Source organism: Polaribacter sp. Q13, from assembly GCF_016858305.2.
Lineage (GTDB): Bacteria > Bacteroidota > Bacteroidia > Flavobacteriales > Flavobacteriaceae > Polaribacter.
Window position 1 is genome coordinate 1,050,623 of sequence record NZ_CP074436.1, and the last position, 18,820, is coordinate 1,069,442.

An 18,820-nucleotide genomic window follows, 5' to 3' on the forward strand; every position below is an offset into this window, starting at 1 on the left:
CTATTCTCTTGCTGTGTTGTTTATTTTTTTAGTATCCTAAAATTGATAATAATTCGCTACTTTTTTGTTGTTCTTTAAACACTCTAGATGTTAGGTTTCCTTCTTCGTCTCTATCTAAAATTAGATGCTTTGGATGCGGAATTAAGCAATGCTGTAAACCTCCAAAACCACCAATAGATTCTTGATAAGCACCTGTGTTAAAAAATCCTATATACAACGGATTGTCTTTTTCATAAACAGGTAAATAAATTCCGTTTATGTGTTGTTCAGAATTGTAATAATCATCGCTATCGCAGGTTAAACCACCTAATAAAACCCGTTCATACTGCTTGTTCCATTTGTTAATAGGCAACATCACAAAACGTTTATTAATTGCCCATGCATCTGGTAAAGTTGTTATAAATGAAGAGTTTATCATATTCCAACGCTCTCTGTCGTTTTGTTTTTTCTGATATAAAACTTGATAGATAGCAGCTCCAGATTCTCCAACCGTAAAACTTCCAAATTCTGTAAAAATATTTGGTACATCTACACCTGCTTCTTTACAAACTTCATTTATTTGATTGATAATTTCGTCAATCATGTATTCATAATCATAATCAAAAGCCAATGAGTTTTTTATAGGAAAACCACCACCAATATTTAAACAATCTAAAGTTGGGCATACTTTTTTTAGGTTGATATAAACGTTTAAACATTTCATCAACTCGTTCCAATAATAAGCATTGTCTTTAATACCTGTATTGATAAAAAAATGTAACATTTTTAAATCTACTTGCGTATTACTAGCAATTTCTCGCTCATAAAAAGCCACAATATTTTTGTAACCAATACCTAAGCGAGAAGTGTAAAACTCAAACTTTGGCTCTTCCTCAGAAGCAATTCTAATACCAACATTTATTTGTTTGTCAGTTTCATCTAATAAAAGATTAATCTCCTCGTAATTATCTATAATAGGTATTACATTTTTATGACCAGAATTTATTAAACCAGCAATATTTTTAATGTATTGATCGCGTTTAAATCCGTTACAAATAACATACGTATTGTCTTTTATTTTCCCTTCTTTTTTAAGGTTGTTTACAATATCTATATCAAAAGCAGAAGATGTTTCTATGTGGATATCATTTTTTAAAGCTTCATGTAAAATATGTTTAAAATGAGAACTTTTGGTACAGTAGCTATAAAAGTATTTCCCTTTATAGTCATGTTTTTCAATACTCTTTTGAAACCACCCCTTTGCCTTGTTGATGTTTTCTGAGATTTTTGGCAAATACGTAAATTTTAATGGAGAACCATATTGTTCTATTAATTCCATTAAGTTAATTCCGTGCCAAAACAATTTGTTATTTTCAGTTTTAAATTCTTCCTGTGGGAAATCGAACGTTTGCTCGATTAAATCTATGTATTTTGTGTTCACTTGTGTTTTTAAATTAATTGTATGATAAATCCGTCTGAACTAAAAAAATGAATCTTTTAGAATAGAAATTATAACCTTAAAAAAAAGGATGTTATCACTGTAATATTTGCAAGTAAACCACATGCAACTTTGAGAAAAGCTGCAATTCTTGAAGAATTGAAAATGGAGATACCTTAATTTTTTCGTTGCATTTCCAAAATGCGATATAACGATCATTCTCCGATAGAACGTTATTTCCGAAATAAGAAAAACTAAACATTTTACTTAAATAAGTTAAGCAAATGTATATTTTTTTTGAATATGAAAAACAAAAATCAAAAAAAAAAGAAATTATTTTTTCATTTAAACCACCCTTATAAACATTGGTCTTAGAGTTGTTTACATCAAAAAATAGTTTTTATTTTTATACAATAGTAAAAAAATATAAAAATAAAGTTGTCTAAAATCACCTTATAATGGTCAAAAGGATAAATTTAATTTACTTAAAAAAAACTAAATCATCTCCGCATAAATAAGCATTTACTAAAATAGCTTTTAAAACGTTTTCACTATTGTAAACACACATTTTTACACGGTATATAATCAATTTATTGTAAACTCTTTTTATTTAATTGTTTTATATATTCTTTTTCTACAGAAACAGATCCTCTATAGTTTTTAACATCCGAAAGAAAACTAATAAAACAATATAGAATACTTTTAAGATAATATAGAATACATTTAAGATAATATTCTATAAAAATGTGGTTACATGTTGTATTTAATTTGTGGTTATAAAAGTGAATAACTTAATATATAAAAAGACTTAAGCTTATTTTAATTAAGTTTCTTTCGTTTTATTTAGTTCCTTTTAAGTATAAAATTTTAAAGAAATACTAGTAAAATTCTTTATAATTGAAAAATAACTAATATTAATTTTAACTAAAAATAATTCAAAATGATGATTACCCCCTTAAGAAAAATTAGTTTATTATTAACAGTAGCTTTAGCTTTTAGTTGTTCTAATGAAATAGAACAAGAATTAGAGTCTAACGTATCTTCTGATACAAAAACAGAAATAGCGCAAGAACGACGTTCCGGATCCACCTACGATTCTTCAAGCTATTTTAACAAACCCACAGGGCTACCAGTAAAAAACTTTACAGGTACTACAAGTTCACAATTACAAACCCTAATTAACAACAATCAAACAAATGGTGCTATTATTAAGATTCCTAAAAAAACGTATAATTGGAGTGAGATAACTTTAAAATCTAAAATACAATTAGAAATAGAAAAAGGTACTACAATTAAACCTTTAAACAATAATGTTAAACGAATTTTTAGTATTGGTACTTCTGGTAATGGAGCTAGAGTAACAGGTGTAAGTATTGTTGGTGTTGGAGGTAAATTTACCATAGACTTATCTGCAAATGCAAATTTAAACAAGAATATTGCAGCTATAAAAATGGGACGTGTATCTAATTTTAAAATTTCTAATTTTAATATAAAAGATAGAAGAACCTCTTTAGCCTCTATCTTATTAAACTATATTAAGTCTAATTCAGATAATGAGCCTTTTCCTGAAGATGGCGTTATCGAAAAAATTAACCAAACAGGTATTTCTCATACTGGTTATGGTTTAATACAAGGTTATTCTGCAAAAAATGTTTTGTTTAAAAACTTAAACTGCATAGGTGGTGTTACTCTTAGATTTGAAACGGATGATAAAACAATGAAAGATGCTGTTAAAGGTGGCGGAAAAGCATATGGACTTAGTAATATTTATGCAGACGGAATTAAATGTACTGCAGGAATATGTCCTATAATGCTTTCTCCTCACTTTACACAAAATGGAAAAATAAATGCAAAAAATATTACCGCTACAGGATGTGCTTTTGCAGTTAGAATAGAACATGGTTTTGTAGAAGTATTTGATACAAATAAAACGTATGCTTTAACTACTAGTGGAGGAAATCAATTTAAGAACTTTATAGCAGGTAAAATTACAGGAACCGGAAGTAATAATAAATTTGTAGGTGTACAATACAAAAGAGCTAACGGAACTCAATGGGCTATAAGATTATCTGATGCGGCTGTTAATGGTAATTTAAAAACCTATATAACAGATCAAATTGGTAGTTTAAAAAACGGAAAGTTTTCTAACTCTACTTTTACAGGTGTAACTGCTATATATAAGCCTACCAATGCGAAATTAAAGCAATCGTTTTTACCATTTATTCCTTGTGCAGAATGGAACACAAAAGTTAAAAGACCAACGGATATAGCAATGCCTAATGGTTTCGAATATTATGGTCCTTCTATGGGATTAAGATCTGATAATACTGACGGAAGTACGTCTAACGGCAACTATGTAATTACAGTAAACGGTAATGCTACAGGTTTTGGATCTAACCAAAGAAATATATTACACAACACTCCAGAAGCTTGTACTGGTAATGCATATGGAGCAATACCAACAACAACTACTCCTGGTTTATAAATTATAGACTACAACATAAATACAAAAACCCCGATAGTTATAAAGCTATCTGGGTTTTTATAATGGTTATTTTAGTATTTACTACTTATTAACCAAATCATTTTTAAAAACCGTAAAACAATAAGTATATTTAATCTTTCAATCTCATAATAAGCAAAAAAACTACTTCAGTAATAAGCAAAAAAAAAGCTTGAATAATATTCAAGCTTTTTTTGTTTTATATTTTATTCTTCAATTGGTGGATGACCATGAATTTCTTCGTAATCTTCATCGAAATTAGTTCTTAAATAAGCATTTAATTTCTTTCTATAATCATCTTTTAACCAGGTTACAAAATTGTGTGTACTTTTAGAAATACATTTTGCATATCTATTAATTCTATCATCAATTTCTTCACCTAGCAATTTTGCTAAAATTAATGCATCAAAAACATCTTCACTGTTTTCTATACACATTTTTGCATGATGCACAATAGATTTCTCTAACACCCTTTTAGAAGACTCTCCTTGTCTAATAGTATCTATATATACTTTTTTCATATCGAAATAAGTATCTGTAGATTTTTCAAATTCTTTTTTTACATCCGCAGTTAACTCATATCTAAAAGTACTTTCTATATCTTCATCAGAAAGAATTGCATTTAAATAATAGTCTGGTGCTCTAAACATTTTTTCCCAATCTAAATCTGCTCCCCAAGGACCAAATCTATGAAAGTTGTTACCTAAATCGATAACATCAAAAGTGCTCTTATTGTTTAAAACCCTAGAACCACGACCAATCATTTGGTAGTATAAAGTCAACGATTTTGTTGCTCTATTTAATATAATTGCTTCAATGGTTGGCTCATCAAAACCTGTTGTTAAAATACTTACAGAAGTAATAATTGCTCCCGGAGTTTTCTTAAACCATTTTAAAATAAGCTCTCGTTCTGCTCTTGTATTGGTATTGTCTAAATGCGCAATTGGGTATCCCGCTTTTTTAAACGCGTGATATACTTGTATAGAGGTGTTAATACCGTTATTAAATATTAAGGTTTTCTTTCCTTTTGCAGTTTCTTCGTATGCAGAAACCAATTTAGAAAGCATGTCTGAGTTGGTATATAAATCTTCAGAAGATTTTACCGTATAATCTCCATTTGCTCCTACTTCTAATGATGTTAAACCAACATTATAAGAATATAAGTTTGCGCTAGCTAAGTATTCATGATCAATTAAATGCTGAATTGTTTCTCCAACAAATAACTCTTGATAATTCTCATACATTGGCAACTTAATGTTAGAACTTAAAGGAGTTGCTGTTACACCAAGGATAAAAGATTCATCGAAAAATTTAAATATTTTTGTAAAAGAATTGTAATGCGCCTCATCCACAATTACCAAACCGATATCAGAAATATCTAGCTTGTCATCATTCAACCTATTTTTTAAGGTCTCCACCATGGCTACAAAACAATTAAAATCGTCTTGATCATCTAAAACAGCTGTAGAGTTAATGATTTTGTTAGAAACACCAAATTCTTTTAACATCTTAGATGTTTGCTTACTCAACTCAATTCTGTGCGTTAAGACTAAAACTTTCTTTTTAAAAGTCTCTAAATAACGTCTTACAATTTCAGAAAAAATTACAGTTTTCCCTCCTCCTGTAGGTAATTGATATAATAAATGGTAATCTTTGGGTGCATCTTTAAATCTTCTAAAAATCTCTTGAAGTGCATCTTGTTGATATCCGTATAATTCTTTACCTACTTTCTTTACTGAACTGTCTATTTCTGCCAAAGGAATATGAATTTAGGCTACAAAAATAAGACTTAAATAAGGTTTAATGCAAGTTTATGCTATATAAATCTCGATAAATTTGTAATTGTGATGTCATAATGTGATACATTCTCTATAGAAACACCATTTCTAACCACAATTAGTTGAGGAGATTGATGCATTACTTGAAACGTATAACCTACTTCATCAGAAATATCTCTGTAATTTAATAAATCTAAATAATAAACTTTTAAATTTTGATGTTCTTCTGTAAAAAGTTTTTCAAATTGCTTAATTACCATACTACTAATTCCACATCTAGTAGAATGTTTAAAAATTAAAACAGCTTCTGTTTTAGATTGATTTTTAATTTCTTCTAACTGACCTATATCAGTTAAAGGAATCCAATTTATTTTTAAATTTGATTGAGAAGTTGTTTTATCTTCTTTTCCACCAAAAAGACCACTAAATATACCCATTCTATGTTTTCTATTGTTTGTTTTGGCAAATATAAGAAACTTTAAAGTGTCAAATAGTCAGTTAACAAACGATTAATACCGACAATTTGACTCATCTTGAGAAAGATATCGTATTGGTATTGTAATTGCTTTTTGTTAAATGAAAATAAGAATTTAATCATACTAAGGAGTTTGCTCTCTAGTAAAAAAAATAAAATTTAGAAAATGAACTTTAACAATTATACCACAAAATCGCAAGAGACCATACAAATGGCGCAACAGATTGCGCAAGGTTTTGGTCATAATCAAATTGAAAATGAGCACATTTTTAAAGCATTAACACAAGTAGATGAAAATGTTTTACCTTTTCTTTTGAAAAAACTGAACATCAATATAAATATTGTAACCCAAATTTTAGACAAGCAATTAGAAAGTTTGCCTAAAGTTTCTGGTGCAGAATTAATGCTTTCTAGAGAAGCTAGTAAAACCTTAACAGAAGCAGCAGTTATTGCTAAAAAAATGAAAGATGATTATGTTTCTATAGAGCATTTAATTCTGGCTATTTTTAAGTCTAAAAGCAATATAGCACAGGTTTTAAAAGACCAAGGTGTAACAGAAAAGCATTTACAAGCAGCCATTGATGAATTGAGAAAAGGAGAAAACGTAACTTCTCAAAGTCAAGAAGAAACTTATAATTCTTTAAACAAATTTGCTAAAAACTTAAATCAATTAGCACAAGATGGCAAGTTAGATCCTGTAATTGGTAGAGATGAAGAAATCCGTAGATTGTTACAGATATTATCTCGTAGAACCAAAAACAATCCAATTTTAGTTGGGGAACCTGGAACTGGTAAAACAGCGATTGCAGAAGGTTTAGCACACCGAATTGTAGATGGTGATGTACCAGAAAACCTAAAAGGAAAACTTATTTTTTCTTTAGATATGGGTGCATTAATTGCAGGAGCAAAATATAAAGGTGAATTTGAAGAGCGTTTAAAATCGGTAATTAAAGAAGTAACAAGTGCAGATGGAGATATTGTACTTTTTATTGATGAAATTCATACGTTAGTGGGTGCTGGTGGAGGACAAGGAGCTATGGATGCTGCAAATATTTTAAAACCAGCTTTAGCGCGTGGAGAGTTGCGTGCAATTGGTGCAACTACGTTGGATGAATATCAGAAATACTTTGAAAAAGACAAAGCATTAGAAAGACGTTTTCAAAAAGTACAAGTAAATGAACCAGATACGGAAAGTGCTATTTCTATTTTAAGAGGTATTAAAGATAAATATGAAACACACCATAAAGTGCGTATTAAAGATGAAGCGATTATTGGTGCTGTAGAATTATCGCAACGTTATATTACCAATCGATTTTTACCCGATAAAGCGATTGATTTAATGGATGAAGCCATGGCAAAATTGCGTATGGAAATCAATTCTAAACCAGAAGACTTAGATGTTTTAGACAGAAAAGTGATGCAGTTAGAAATTGAAATAGAAGCCATTAAACGTGAAAAAGATGAAACGAAGTTAAAATCTTTACGTTCTGATTTAGCAAACCTAAAAGAAGAACGCAATGAAATGAATGCAAAGTGGAAATCTGAAAAAGAGGTTGTAGATAATATTCAGAATGCAAAAGCTACCATAGAAGATTTAAAAATGGAAGCGGAAAGAGCAGAACGTGATGGAGATTACGGTAAAGTTGCCGAAATTAGATACGGGAAAATGCAAAAAGCCCAAGAAGATTTAGAAGTTTTCCAAAAAGTTTTGTCTGAAAATCAATCTGAAAAATCTTTAATAAAAGAGGAAGTAACATATGATGATATTGCAGAAGTAGTTGCTAAATGGACAGGTGTTCCGGTAACAAAAATGATACAGTCTGAGCGTGAAAAATTGTTACGATTAGAAGGTCAATTACATAAAAGAGTGGTTGGACAAGAAGAAGCAATTATTGCGGTTTCTGATGCTGTTAGACGTTCTAGAGCTGGTTTGCAAAATCCGAACAAACCTATTGGTAGTTTCTTGTTTTTAGGAACCACCGGAGTTGGTAAAACTGAGTTAGCAAAAGCCTTGGCAGAATATCTTTTTGATGATGAAAACGCCATGACGCGTATTGATATGAGTGAATATCAAGAAAAACATTCTGTAAGTAGATTGGTAGGAGCGCCTCCGGGATATGTTGGGTATGATGAAGGTGGTCAATTAACAGAAGCTGTTAGAAGAAGACCATATTCTGTAGTGCTTTTAGATGAAATTGAAAAAGCGCATCCAGATACTTTTAATGTATTGTTGCAAGTTTTAGACGAAGGTAGATTAACGGACAATAAAGGACGTGTAGCTGATTTTAAAAACACGATTATAATTATGACTTCTAACATGGGAAGTCATATAATTCAAGAGAAATTTAGCGATCCAAAAGCAGATTTAGACGCTGTTACTGAGTTAGCAAAAATTGAAGTTTTAGCGTTGTTAAAACAATCTGTAAGACCAGAGTTTTTAAACAGAATAGATGATGTAATTATGTTTACCCCTTTAAACAAGGAAAACATATTTGAAATTGTAAAATTACAAATAGATCATTTAAAGAAAATGATTGGTAAACAAGAAATTACGTTAGACGCAACCGATGAAGCTATTACATATTTGTCTGAAAAAGGATATCAGCCAGAATTTGGAGCAAGACCTGTAAAAAGAGTTATTCAGAAAGAGGTATTGAACCAGCTTTCTAAAGAAATTTTATCAGGCAAAATAACTACAGATAGTATTATTTTAATTGATGCTTTTGATGATCAGTTGGTGTTTAGAAATCAGTCTGATTTGGTTGAGAATGCATAATTTTTGTCATACTGAATTTATTTCGGCATTTAAAAGCAAGAACCTGAAGCAAGTTCAGATTGATAACGAATAATTTTAGGTCATTTAAAAAAAGCGGTGTTTTAAAAAACACCGCTTTTTCTTTTTTAATTATATTCGTTTTTCAAATCTACTCTTATGAAAAAGTTTTTATTCCTTTTTGTTTTTGCTCTTAGCCTCTTTTGTTCTTGTTCTTCAGATGAAACAACCACCTATTATTTAATTCGTCATGCAGAAAAAGACAGAACAGATAAAACAAACAAGAACCCTTATTTGAATGATAAAGGACTAGAAAGAGCAAAAAAATGGGCAAATCGTTTTAAAAATATACATTTTGATGCTATATATTCTACCAATTACAACAGAACCTTACAAACAGCAACACCTACTGCTAAAAGTAAAAATTTAGAAATATTAAAGTACAATCCTAATAAAATGTACGATTCTATTTTTCAACAAGAAACAAAAGGAAAAACGGTTTTAGTGGTTGGACATAGCAATACTACTCCTGCTTTTGTAAACAAAATAATAGAAGAAAAAAAGTATGAAGATATAGACGATCATAACAATGCTAATCTATACATTGTTACCATTTTGGGTGATAAAAAAACAAGTGTTTTAGAAACTGTAGAATAACCTTTTTTAAATTTGAAAAAACGATTAAATAGAATTAGTTAACAAACACACTTAGCCCTGATTACAACATTTGTTTGAGCTCTTTTTTATTCTTTTTCTGAATAAAAAAAGCGAGTGCCTTTCGACTGCGATCAAGATAAACTCCAAGGAGGAAATCGCTTCAAAAAAAAACGGTAAGACTAACTAGATTACTTTAGAATCTGTACTTCAATATTTTCTAAATTAATTTCTGACAACTTTTTAAGCTCATTTTTTTCAAAAGATTTATCAATATCAGTTAAAGAAATTTCTTTGTTTAAAGGCTTATAATTATCATAATTCACAAAACGAATTCCGTTTTTTAAGACTTCTTTGTTTATCGCTCTAAAACGTTTTCCTCCATCGTTTGTGTGGTAAGAATATGCCAAGTAATCAACTAAAAAATCTTGTTTTCCAATCCAATAAATAAAAACATCTTCAAAGTCTTCTCCTCCTCCATTTTCAGAGAAAGTAACTTGTACTTTATAATATTCTTTTCCTTTTACAGTTGCTGATGGCAATAACTTTTTTATAACCGCTTTATCATTTAAACCAAATGGTAAAACAGAAAAATAATGAACAGAATTTACTGAATTGGATAAAATATTAGAGATTGAATCGTTTACTTGATATGGAACCCCATTCACTAATCTTCTAAATCCGTCATTACTTAAAATATCAGAAATAAATCCTAATTTTTCATCTTTATACTTTCTGGTAAGCTTAAAACTTCCATTAGGTTTTCTATTTGCAATATATTTTTTGTCTCTAAATTCAAAATTAATTTCGGAATTACCTACTTTATCTGCCCCTGATGAAATAATAGCTTTATCTACAACTTGCTGTGCAGTTAACTTGTTTTCAGAAGGTTTACAAGAAATTAAAAAAGCTAAAAAAAGAATTGGTAAATATTTCATGGGTTGTTGTTTTATTGGGTGGATAATAGATTTCAAAATTACATTTCTTTGACCGAAGTAAAAATGTATCTTTGTTAAAATTATTAAAATTAAAATCAGTCTATGGCTGTTCAGAAAAAGATAAACATAAAGAACAAAAAAGCTCGTTTCGAATTTGAAATTCTAGACAAATATGTGGCTGGAATTCAATTAACCGGAACAGAAATAAAATCTATTCGTCTAAGTCAGGCTAGAATTACAGAGAGTTTTTGTGAGTTTAATGACGGTGGAGAATTGTTTATTGTAAATATGTATATTCAAGAATACATGTTTGGTCATCACTTTAACCACAAACCAAAAAGTGAGCGCAGATTATTAATGAATAAACGCGAATTACGTTCTTTAAGAAAAGACGTTGAAGCTAAAGGAAATACTATTGTTCCGTTACGTTTGTTTATTAATGATAGAGGTTTTGCTAAGTTAGAAATTGCTTTAGCCAAAGGAAAACAAACGCATGATAAACGTGAGGTTCTTAAAGATAGGGACAACAAACGAGATTTAGCACGAATAAAAAAGAGTTTTAACGGATAATGGACTTTTTAAAGCTAATTCGTTATAAAAACCTTTTTATGGTTTTATTGACAATGGTTTTAACCAAATACGCGTTGATAAATTCTATTTTCTTTAGTCACATTAGTATAAAAAACTACACTTTAATTCACACCAAATATTTAGGAATTACTTTAACGCATTATCAATTTACACTACTTGCATTTAGCATTTTATTGATTACCGCTGGCGGATATATTATTAACGATATTTTTGATATTGATGCTGATAAAATAAACAAGCCTTTAAAGGTTATTATAGGAGCGTCTATTTCTAAAAAGAAAGCCTGGATTCTTTACTATGCTACGAGTATTTTAGGTTTACTTTTAGGGAGTTATGTATCTTTTACAACAGAAAACAGTGCATACAGTTTCTTTTTTTTAGGGACTATTTTATCGCTTTTTTTATATTCCAAATACTTAAAAAAAACACTACTTATTGGCAATCTAATAGTTTCTGTACTATTAGGTTTAGTGATATTTATAACAGTATTATTTAATGAACCTAAAGCAAATAGTAGTAATCTTCTAGAAGTATTTAGCAACCTTGGCACAGGCGTTCGATTACTTTTAATAATGATTACTTACATCGTTTTCTCTATATTAACCAATCTTATTAGAGAAATCATAAAAGATATCGAAGATATAAATGGAGATTTAAAAATAAAAGCAAAGACTTTACCTATTCTATTCGGAAGAAAAAGAGCTTCTAAAGTCGCTTTTTTCTTTAGTGCCGGTTTATTGGTGTTTTTATTGATTGTACTTCAATCATTAACGAACGAGTTTGTACTTTTAATTTACGGAATTGTATGTATTCTACTTCCTCTACTCTATTTTATGTATAAATTATGGATAGCAGAAACAAAAAAAGAATTTTCTAAACTAAGTACCTTAATGAAGATAATTATGCTTTTTGGTATTGTATCAATGCTTTTATTTAGATTCATAGACTCATAAATTAAAGGAATTTTAGAAAGTAACTTTAAATACAATTACACAAATACGCAGTTCAACAATTACACAATTTATATGTTAAGAGAAAAATTAAAAGAACACAACGTAATATTAGCTTCAAAATCTCCAAGAAGGCAACAATTCTTTAAAGACTTAGATATTAATTTTACAATTCAATTGAAAGAAGTAGAAGAAATATATCCACCAGAATTAAAAGGAACAGCAATAACAGATTTCTTAGCTGATTTAAAATCGAAAGCATTTGTTAATTTAGCAGACAATGATTTGTTAATTACCTCTGATACCATCGTTTGGTTAAATGAGGAAGCCTTAGGAAAACCAAAAGATGAAGAAGATGCCTTTAATATGTTACGGGCCCTATCTGGAAAAAAACACGAAGTAATCACCTCAATTAGTATAAAGAGCAACCATTTTCAAAAAATATTTAATGATATAACTACGGTTACATTTAAAGAACTATCTGACGAAGAAATAAATTACTACATTAAAAACTACCAACCTTTTGATAAAGCTGGAGCTTATGGAATTCAAGAATGGATTGGCTTTATAGCTATTGAGAACCTAGAAGGCAGCTATTTTAATGTTGTAGGTTTACCGGTTCAGAAACTCTATAAAGAGTTAATGAGTTTAAAACCTCAAGTCTAAATAGATTGCTTTACAAAAGTGTAAAAACCTCAATACAAAACATATACATTACTTAAAAACAAGGTGTTACTAAAAAAAACACCAAATTATGATTGTAAAAGATAATTTACCACACAATCTCATTAAACCTATTGTTTTCAGACACTTATAAACAAACTACTTTTGCACCCGCAAATTAAATCATTTATGAAAACAAGTAATCAAAAAATAAAAAGCAAAGTTGGAGTTCCAGCAAAAAATTTAAGTAACACAATTTCTACAGTCTGGAATTTAAAAAGACGATACAGATAATTAAAAACACATAAATATTAAAAAACAAGCTCTTTTCTATGAAAAGAGCTTGTTTTTTTTTGCAATACTTAAATACAAAAACTTCCATTATGTATTAAAAACACTTCTAGGTTGACTAATTTCTTAGTATCTTTATAAAAACTGACTGTAAAAGAAAATAAATAGTTAATATTATACCTATTTGGCAATCTATTTTAAAAAACAATATGGTTTTACAAAAAATTAACCTTTCTAAAAGCATTTATTCCTATTATTGCAGAATGCAAAGACTATTATATATTTTGTGCTTATTCGCTTCTTTAAGCACATTCTCTCAGAACGACTCTATTCGTGTTAAAACTTTAAAAGGGCAAATTATACATGCCGAAACTAAAAAAGCTTTAAGCGCTGCTCATATATTAAATTTAAACAGCGTACAAGGTACAATTACAAACGATAGAGGTTTTTTTGAAATACATACAAAAGCGAATGACACCATTCTAGTTTCGTATTTAGGATACGCATCAATAAAGCTAAAAATTACAAACGATTTATTAAAAGGAAACGAATTATTAATTGCGCTATATGAAAAACCAGAAGAAGTTAGAGAAGTTGTTATTAAATCTACCCAATTAATTGGTGTTTTAGAAATTGATGTAAAACAAGTGCCTAAAGATCGATTTACAAGAATTAAAATTAACGGATTACCACAAACTTATGAAGTTGGTAAACCTAAAGGAAAAGACTTCTCCTCTCCTATTGATGCTTTATTTCAACCCGTTGATTTCTTATACAATCTCTTCGGAAAAAAACCGAAGCAATTAAAAAAATTACAAAAACTAAAGAAAGAAGATAATTTACGTAAAATGTTATCTGGTAAATTTGACAGGGAAGTAATGATGGAATACCTGCAAATGGACAGACAAGAACTTACAGAACTCTTAACAGACTGTAATTACTCTGAATATTTTATTAAAAAAGCTTCAGATTTACAAATGATAGAAGCGGTATTAGATTGTTATGAAAACTACAAAGCACTAAAAAAAGGAAAGATTGAGCGAGATAAAATTCCTGTAAAGGATTAATATTAAAAACATTCAATTAAAGAACCTAACCGTAATAGCTTGGTCATATTAAAGAAAACCTTGAGGCATTGCTTCAAGGTTTTTTAATTGAAAAAAGCCGAAAACAATATTGCTTTCGGCTCTAATCAACTATTAAAAACTAACTAAATACTAAACTAAATATAGTTATACTATATTTATAAGTATACGCTCTATTTCTTTATAAGCACCTTTTAAATGCACTTATTATTACTACCTATTTTATTTTTCAAGTATAAACTACATCTGTAAGACTTAGAAAAGACATAAAAGTTACATGCTAAAATTGACTTTAACAGAACTTTAAGATTTTTAAAAATGATAAAAAAAAATCCAGCTTCCGCTGGATTTTTTAATAATATCATAAACTATCTTATGTTACATTTTTACATCACTATTGATTTCCTAAAATAATAGGTAAACCATCTTTACCAGAACCTATAACAATTACCTTACTGTTAGGTGATTTAGATAATTCTAAAGTAGCACCGATTCCTTTTTCTTGTAAAATTTTATCTGTTAAAGAAGCACTTAAAATTTTATTTGCAACAGCTTTACCTTCTGCATCAATTTTTTGTCTTTCTGCCTCTTTCTTCGCTTTTGCTAATCTAAATTCATATTCTAAAGATTCTTGCTCTTGCTTTAACTTCGTTTCAATTGCAGTTCTAATAGTGGTTGGTAACTTAACATCTTCAACCAAAACTCTTTTCACTGCTAAAAATTGATCTTTTAAAACGATTTGAATTTCATCTAAAATCTCTTGCTCAATAACATCTCTTTTACTAGAATATAATTGCTCTGGAGTATAACGCCCAACAACGCTTCTTGCAGCTGCATTAATTGCAGGATCTAACAATTCACGTTCATAATCCTCTCCCTTTGTTTTTATCAATTTTCCTAAATTAGAAAATTCAGGTTCGTACCAAATAGTACCATTTACTTTAACTTCTAACCCATTAACAGAAAGCACATTCATTTCTGTAGAAATAGCTTGCTGACGCACTTTTCTTACAATCATACGATTCCAAGGAGCTACAATCTGAAAACCTTCTCCGTATGTTTTTTCTGTATTAATACCATCTCCTAAAGCTTCAAAGACAACTCCACCTTCTCCAGGCCCAATAGTCACTGTAGATTTAGAAAATAAAATAATTACTACTACTGCTAATATGATAAAAAAAACACCTCCCTTAGGAAACTTTATATCTACTTGATTATTCGCCATACTTATTGTTTTTGATTAACAACAAATTTACAATTTAACTTTGTGAAACACAATATATATAATTTATATCTTCGTTGAAAAAGGTTAATAAATGGGGCGTAATTCAATAAAAACAAATCCATCTAAAAAATATTAATCTAACCTATCTTTTACATATTCTATCTCTGTCTTTCCATGCTTTTTAGGATGTCCATTTTCATCCAAAGAAACCATAACAATCTTCTCAACTTCAATAATTGTTTTCCTAGTCAATTTATTTCTAACGCTACAAGTTAATGTAATAGAACTGTTTCCAAACTTTAAAACATCTATACCTATTTCAATAATATCTCCTTGTTTTGCAGAACTCACAAAATCTATTTCAGACATGTATTTTGTAACCGTTCTTGTGTTTTCTAATTGAATAATAGCATAAATAGCTACTTCTTCATCAATAAACTGTAATAACTTACCACCAAATAATGTTCCATTCGGATTTAAATCTTCTGGTTTTACCCATTTTCTTGTGTGAAATCTCATATTAATTTTTAGTTTTAAATTTTTCCATAATATTTTCTAACAAACCATTCTACCGTAAATAAACCAATTACAATGAATAAAATCCATTTCCAATCTATTAAATTTTGTTCTTTAACAATAGATTTCTGAGTTGTATAAAATGTTTTATCCTCTAAAAGGGCCAATTTTAATTGAGCTACTTCATTTTTAAAAAATAATTTTCCGTTTGTTTTATCTGCTAACTTTAAGAGTTTCTTAGAATTTGCATTGGTAAATTGTTCTTCTATTTGAGTTTCTGTAATTTTAAATTGACCGTATTTATTAATATTCTGACCAATAACAGTAACTTTATAACTATAATTCCCAGAAGCAAGATTTTCAATTTCTGTTTGATAAGAATTATGCATCAATGAAAAAGGTCTTTTTATTACCTTTTTAGTTTCCTTATTAGTTATTGTAATTTCTAACGCAGCCCTTGCATCAAATAAATAATTTTTATCCGTATAAAATGCCGATATATCAATAGTTGAATTAGCAGGATATAAAGATTCTGCATTTACCTCTAATCGATTTCTCTTTTTATTGGATGCTAAATATTGTACTATATTTCCTATAAATGCATCAAAATCTTGAAAGGAACTTGAGTTTAAAAAACTAGCTGCTCTCCATTTCCATAAACCTTCTCCGAATAACGCCCCAAATTTATGATTGTTCTCTTCTAAAGTTGCCAATAAAGGTTGTTTAGTTTCTAATCCGTTTATATTTTGATATAATAATGTCTGATGCTCTTTAGAAATTGCAACCTCTCCAAATTGATCTTTAAGCGGAGGAAATTGATTAAAGCCAATATCTTTTTGTAAAAACGTTAAAAAAGAATCATTAAAAAATGCACCATAATTTTCTGTTTGATTGATTGTTTTTTTTGAAAAACCTAATTGTTGTTTATTGATAAAACTCCAATCTGTATTTACCCCAGAAATTAAAAAATAATTGCTATTATTCGTTTTAATTTCATTTATAATTTTATTAAACTTACTGTTTGGTTGATTTAATATAATTAATTGATAATCATTTGTTTGATTTTTAAAATCACCAACTAAAAAAACATCTACAGAACGTTGTTTATTACTTTCTATTGATTTTTTCAAAACTCCTAAGTCAGGATGTAAAACAGATGTTAAAACAAGTACTTTTGTTTGTTCATCGATTACTTCTACAGAGAAATTTTTGGTATTATTCTTTGTGTTTTTCTCCCCCTCTATCTTTCTAATTGATGCGGTGTAATATTGCAATCCCTCTTTGTTTGATGTTAAATTCGCAGCAATCGTTTTAGAGTTTTCTTTTGTTGAAAATTGTATTTTTTTAGTAAAAATGGTTTTTCCGTTTTTATATATTGAAAATTGTGAAGTAACATCTTCTTTTCCTTCGTAATTCAACAATACCTCAATGGGGAATTTATTTTTTATATAACTGTATTTATTAACATTTAACTGACTTATTTTTAAATCTTTATACTGAACAGTATCACCAAAAACAATAGGATATATTTTTTGTTTCGAATTGATAAACTCATAATCATTACCAATCGTTTGGTTTCCGTCTGATAATAAGATTATTGGTGCAATTTTATCCTCATACAATTCATTTACAGCCGTTATTGCTTTAGATACATTGGTTTCGTTCTCTATAAAAGAAAGCGAATCTAGAGACTTTACATCACCCCCAAAACTAAAACTATTAACATCAAATTTCTCGTTAATGCTTTTATCATTTTTAATTTCTGCTAAAAATGTTGTCATACTCTTCGTTTCCTTAAAAAAGGGGATAGATTTAGAATTATCAACAAGAACAGCTAACACAGGCTTTGTATTTTGATTTTTCGTTTTCTTTATCGTAGGGTTTATCAATAATAAAAGCAATAAAAAAAGACTAACCGCCTTCAAAAAAAATAATAGGAGATTAATTTTTGCCTTCTTTTTATTCTTAAAAAAATACTGAAAATAGGCTACTGAAATACTCAGTAACAAGGCAAGAATTATATATAAAATGAGTTCTGTTTGCAATGATTTATTTTTAAGCTGAAAGATATAAATAACTATTTAAAAACGAATGCTATTTTTTAGAGTCTTTATATGAATTATCAATTTTAGACTTGTACCAAATATTTAAAATTAAACCACCAATAATTAACGCGATTCCTAAAAAACTGTAAAAAGTATAAATTTCTCCAAATAAGAAAACGCCAAAAGTAGCTGTATAAATAACCTCAAAATATTTAATTGGTGCCACTATATTTGTAGAAGCTGTCTGAAAAGCTTTGGTCATAAAAACCTGTCCTACATAACCAAAAACACCTAAAAGCAATAAAAACAGCCATTCAATTCCTTTAGGGGTTATCCAATTATTTATAGAAAGCAAGCCTCCTAAAACAGTGGCAAACATCATAAAATAATATACAACTACAAGTGGATGCTCACTCTTCCCTATTTTACTGATAAGTACATATACCAACCCACTAAGTACCGAAGCTAGTAAAACCAAAATTAAACCCGTTGTATTTAATTGATGATCAAATCCTTTTAACACAAAAACACCTACAAGTGAAATTACAAAAAAGAACCATTGTAAAGGTTTAATTTTTTCCTTCAACAAAAACACCGCAAAAATAGCTGAAAAAACTGGAGCAATATACCTTATAGAAACGGCAGTACCAATAGATAAATACTTTATAGACATAAAAAAAAGACTCATTGAAGTGGTACCTGCTATCGCTCTTAAAATTAGTAATTTATTATTTTTACCAATCATTGGTATTTTATATTTTAATAAAAAAACAATCGTAAAACAAAGCGATCCTAAAGACCTAAAAAAAACAATTTCAAAAGTATGAATACCTTTTAAATATTTTACAGTAGAATTCATGCAGGCAAAAGCTAAGGTGCTTATCAACATGTATTTTATAGCTCTTTTTACTTCCAA

The 18,820-nt window shown here is 28.8% G+C and carries 15 protein-coding genes; 7 read left to right on the forward strand and 8 right to left on the reverse strand.

Annotated elements, in window-relative coordinates; all coding sequences use genetic code 11:
- Positions 1-28 precede the first annotated feature (28 nt).
- The gene (locus tag JOP69_RS04305; RefSeq protein ID WP_203392319.1) at positions 29-1,420 is read right to left on the reverse strand and encodes an arginine decarboxylase; all 1,392 of its coding nucleotides are present in this window, start codon (positions 1,418-1,420) and stop codon (positions 29-31) included.
- A 937-nt stretch (positions 1,421-2,357) separates the two neighbouring features.
- Between JOP69_RS04305 and JOP69_RS04310 the strand changes: the two genes are divergently transcribed.
- Positions 2,358-3,902 (forward strand): Iota-carrageenase, encoded by a 1,545-nt coding sequence (locus JOP69_RS04310; RefSeq protein ID WP_203392318.1) that lies wholly within the window; start codon positions 2,358-2,360, stop codon positions 3,900-3,902.
- 224 nt (positions 3,903-4,126) lie between these two features.
- Here JOP69_RS04310 and JOP69_RS04315 read toward each other — a convergent pair whose 3' ends face one another.
- Both JOP69_RS04315 and ytxJ read right to left on the reverse strand, forming a co-directional pair.
- Positions 4,127-5,677, reverse strand: a complete 1,551-nt coding sequence (locus JOP69_RS04315) for a DEAD/DEAH box helicase (protein ID WP_203392317.1) — start codon at positions 5,675-5,677, stop codon at positions 4,127-4,129.
- Positions 5,678-5,736: 59 nt separating this feature from the next.
- On the reverse strand, positions 5,737-6,135 hold the full coding sequence (gene ytxJ / locus JOP69_RS04320; RefSeq protein WP_203392316.1) for a bacillithiol system redox-active protein YtxJ: 399 nt from the start codon (positions 6,133-6,135) through the stop codon (positions 5,737-5,739).
- A 204-nt stretch (positions 6,136-6,339) separates the two neighbouring features.
- Here ytxJ and clpB point away from each other — a divergent pair, with 204 nt between their 5' ends.
- Both clpB and JOP69_RS04330 read left to right on the forward strand, forming a co-directional pair.
- Positions 6,340-8,949, forward strand: a complete 2,610-nt coding sequence (gene clpB, locus JOP69_RS04325; protein ID WP_203392315.1) for an ATP-dependent chaperone ClpB — start codon at positions 6,340-6,342, stop codon at positions 8,947-8,949.
- Positions 8,950-9,105: 156 nt separating this feature from the next.
- A complete protein-coding gene (locus JOP69_RS04330) occupies positions 9,106-9,603 on the forward strand; it encodes a histidine phosphatase family protein (protein ID WP_203392314.1) in 498 nt (165 codons plus the stop codon).
- Positions 9,604-9,791: 188 nt separating this feature from the next.
- On the opposite strand, the gene JOP69_RS04335 is transcribed toward JOP69_RS04330, so the two are convergent.
- Complete coding sequence (locus JOP69_RS04335) at positions 9,792-10,538, reverse strand: DUF6503 family protein (RefSeq protein WP_203392313.1); 747 nt, start codon at positions 10,536-10,538, stop codon at positions 9,792-9,794.
- A gap of 102 nt (positions 10,539-10,640) precedes the next feature.
- On the opposite strand from JOP69_RS04335, the gene smpB reads away from it, so the two are divergent.
- The 4 genes from smpB (at position 10,641) to JOP69_RS04355 (ending at position 14,100) form a co-directional block, all read left to right on the forward strand.
- Positions 10,641-11,108 (forward strand): SsrA-binding protein SmpB, encoded by a 468-nt coding sequence (smpB, locus tag JOP69_RS04340; protein ID WP_203392312.1) that lies wholly within the window; start codon positions 10,641-10,643, stop codon positions 11,106-11,108.
- Positions 11,109-11,146: 38 nt separating this feature from the next.
- Positions 11,147-12,082 (forward strand): geranylgeranylglycerol-phosphate geranylgeranyltransferase, encoded by a 936-nt coding sequence (locus JOP69_RS04345; RefSeq protein ID WP_203392311.1) that lies wholly within the window; start codon positions 11,147-11,149, stop codon positions 12,080-12,082.
- Between the two features lie 72 nt (positions 12,083-12,154).
- A complete protein-coding gene (locus JOP69_RS04350) occupies positions 12,155-12,745 on the forward strand; it encodes a Maf-like protein (protein ID WP_203392310.1) in 591 nt (196 codons plus the stop codon).
- Positions 12,746-13,296: 551 nt separating this feature from the next.
- A complete protein-coding gene (locus tag JOP69_RS04355; RefSeq protein ID WP_203392309.1) occupies positions 13,297-14,100 on the forward strand; it encodes a carboxypeptidase-like regulatory domain-containing protein in 804 nt (267 codons plus the stop codon).
- A 412-nt stretch (positions 14,101-14,512) separates the two neighbouring features.
- On the opposite strand, the gene JOP69_RS04360 is transcribed toward JOP69_RS04355, so the two are convergent.
- The 4 genes from JOP69_RS04360 to JOP69_RS04375 all read right to left on the reverse strand — a co-directional run bounded on the left by JOP69_RS04360 (position 14,513) and on the right by JOP69_RS04375 (position 18,820).
- On the reverse strand, positions 14,513-15,343 hold the full coding sequence (locus tag JOP69_RS04360) for a prohibitin family protein (protein ID WP_203392308.1): 831 nt from the start codon (positions 15,341-15,343) through the stop codon (positions 14,513-14,515).
- Between the two features lie 132 nt (positions 15,344-15,475).
- Positions 15,476-15,862: an acyl-CoA thioesterase gene (locus tag JOP69_RS04365; RefSeq protein WP_203392307.1), complete on the reverse strand. Its 387-nt coding sequence runs from the start codon at positions 15,860-15,862 to the stop codon at positions 15,476-15,478.
- Between the two features lie 14 nt (positions 15,863-15,876).
- The gene (locus JOP69_RS04370; RefSeq protein ID WP_252191186.1) at positions 15,877-17,640 is read right to left on the reverse strand and encodes a VWA domain-containing protein; all 1,764 of its coding nucleotides are present in this window, start codon (positions 17,638-17,640) and stop codon (positions 15,877-15,879) included.
- A 313-nt stretch (positions 17,641-17,953) separates the two neighbouring features.
- Positions 17,954-18,820: a DMT family transporter gene (locus JOP69_RS04375; protein ID WP_252191187.1), complete on the reverse strand. Its 867-nt coding sequence runs from the start codon at positions 18,818-18,820 to the stop codon at positions 17,954-17,956.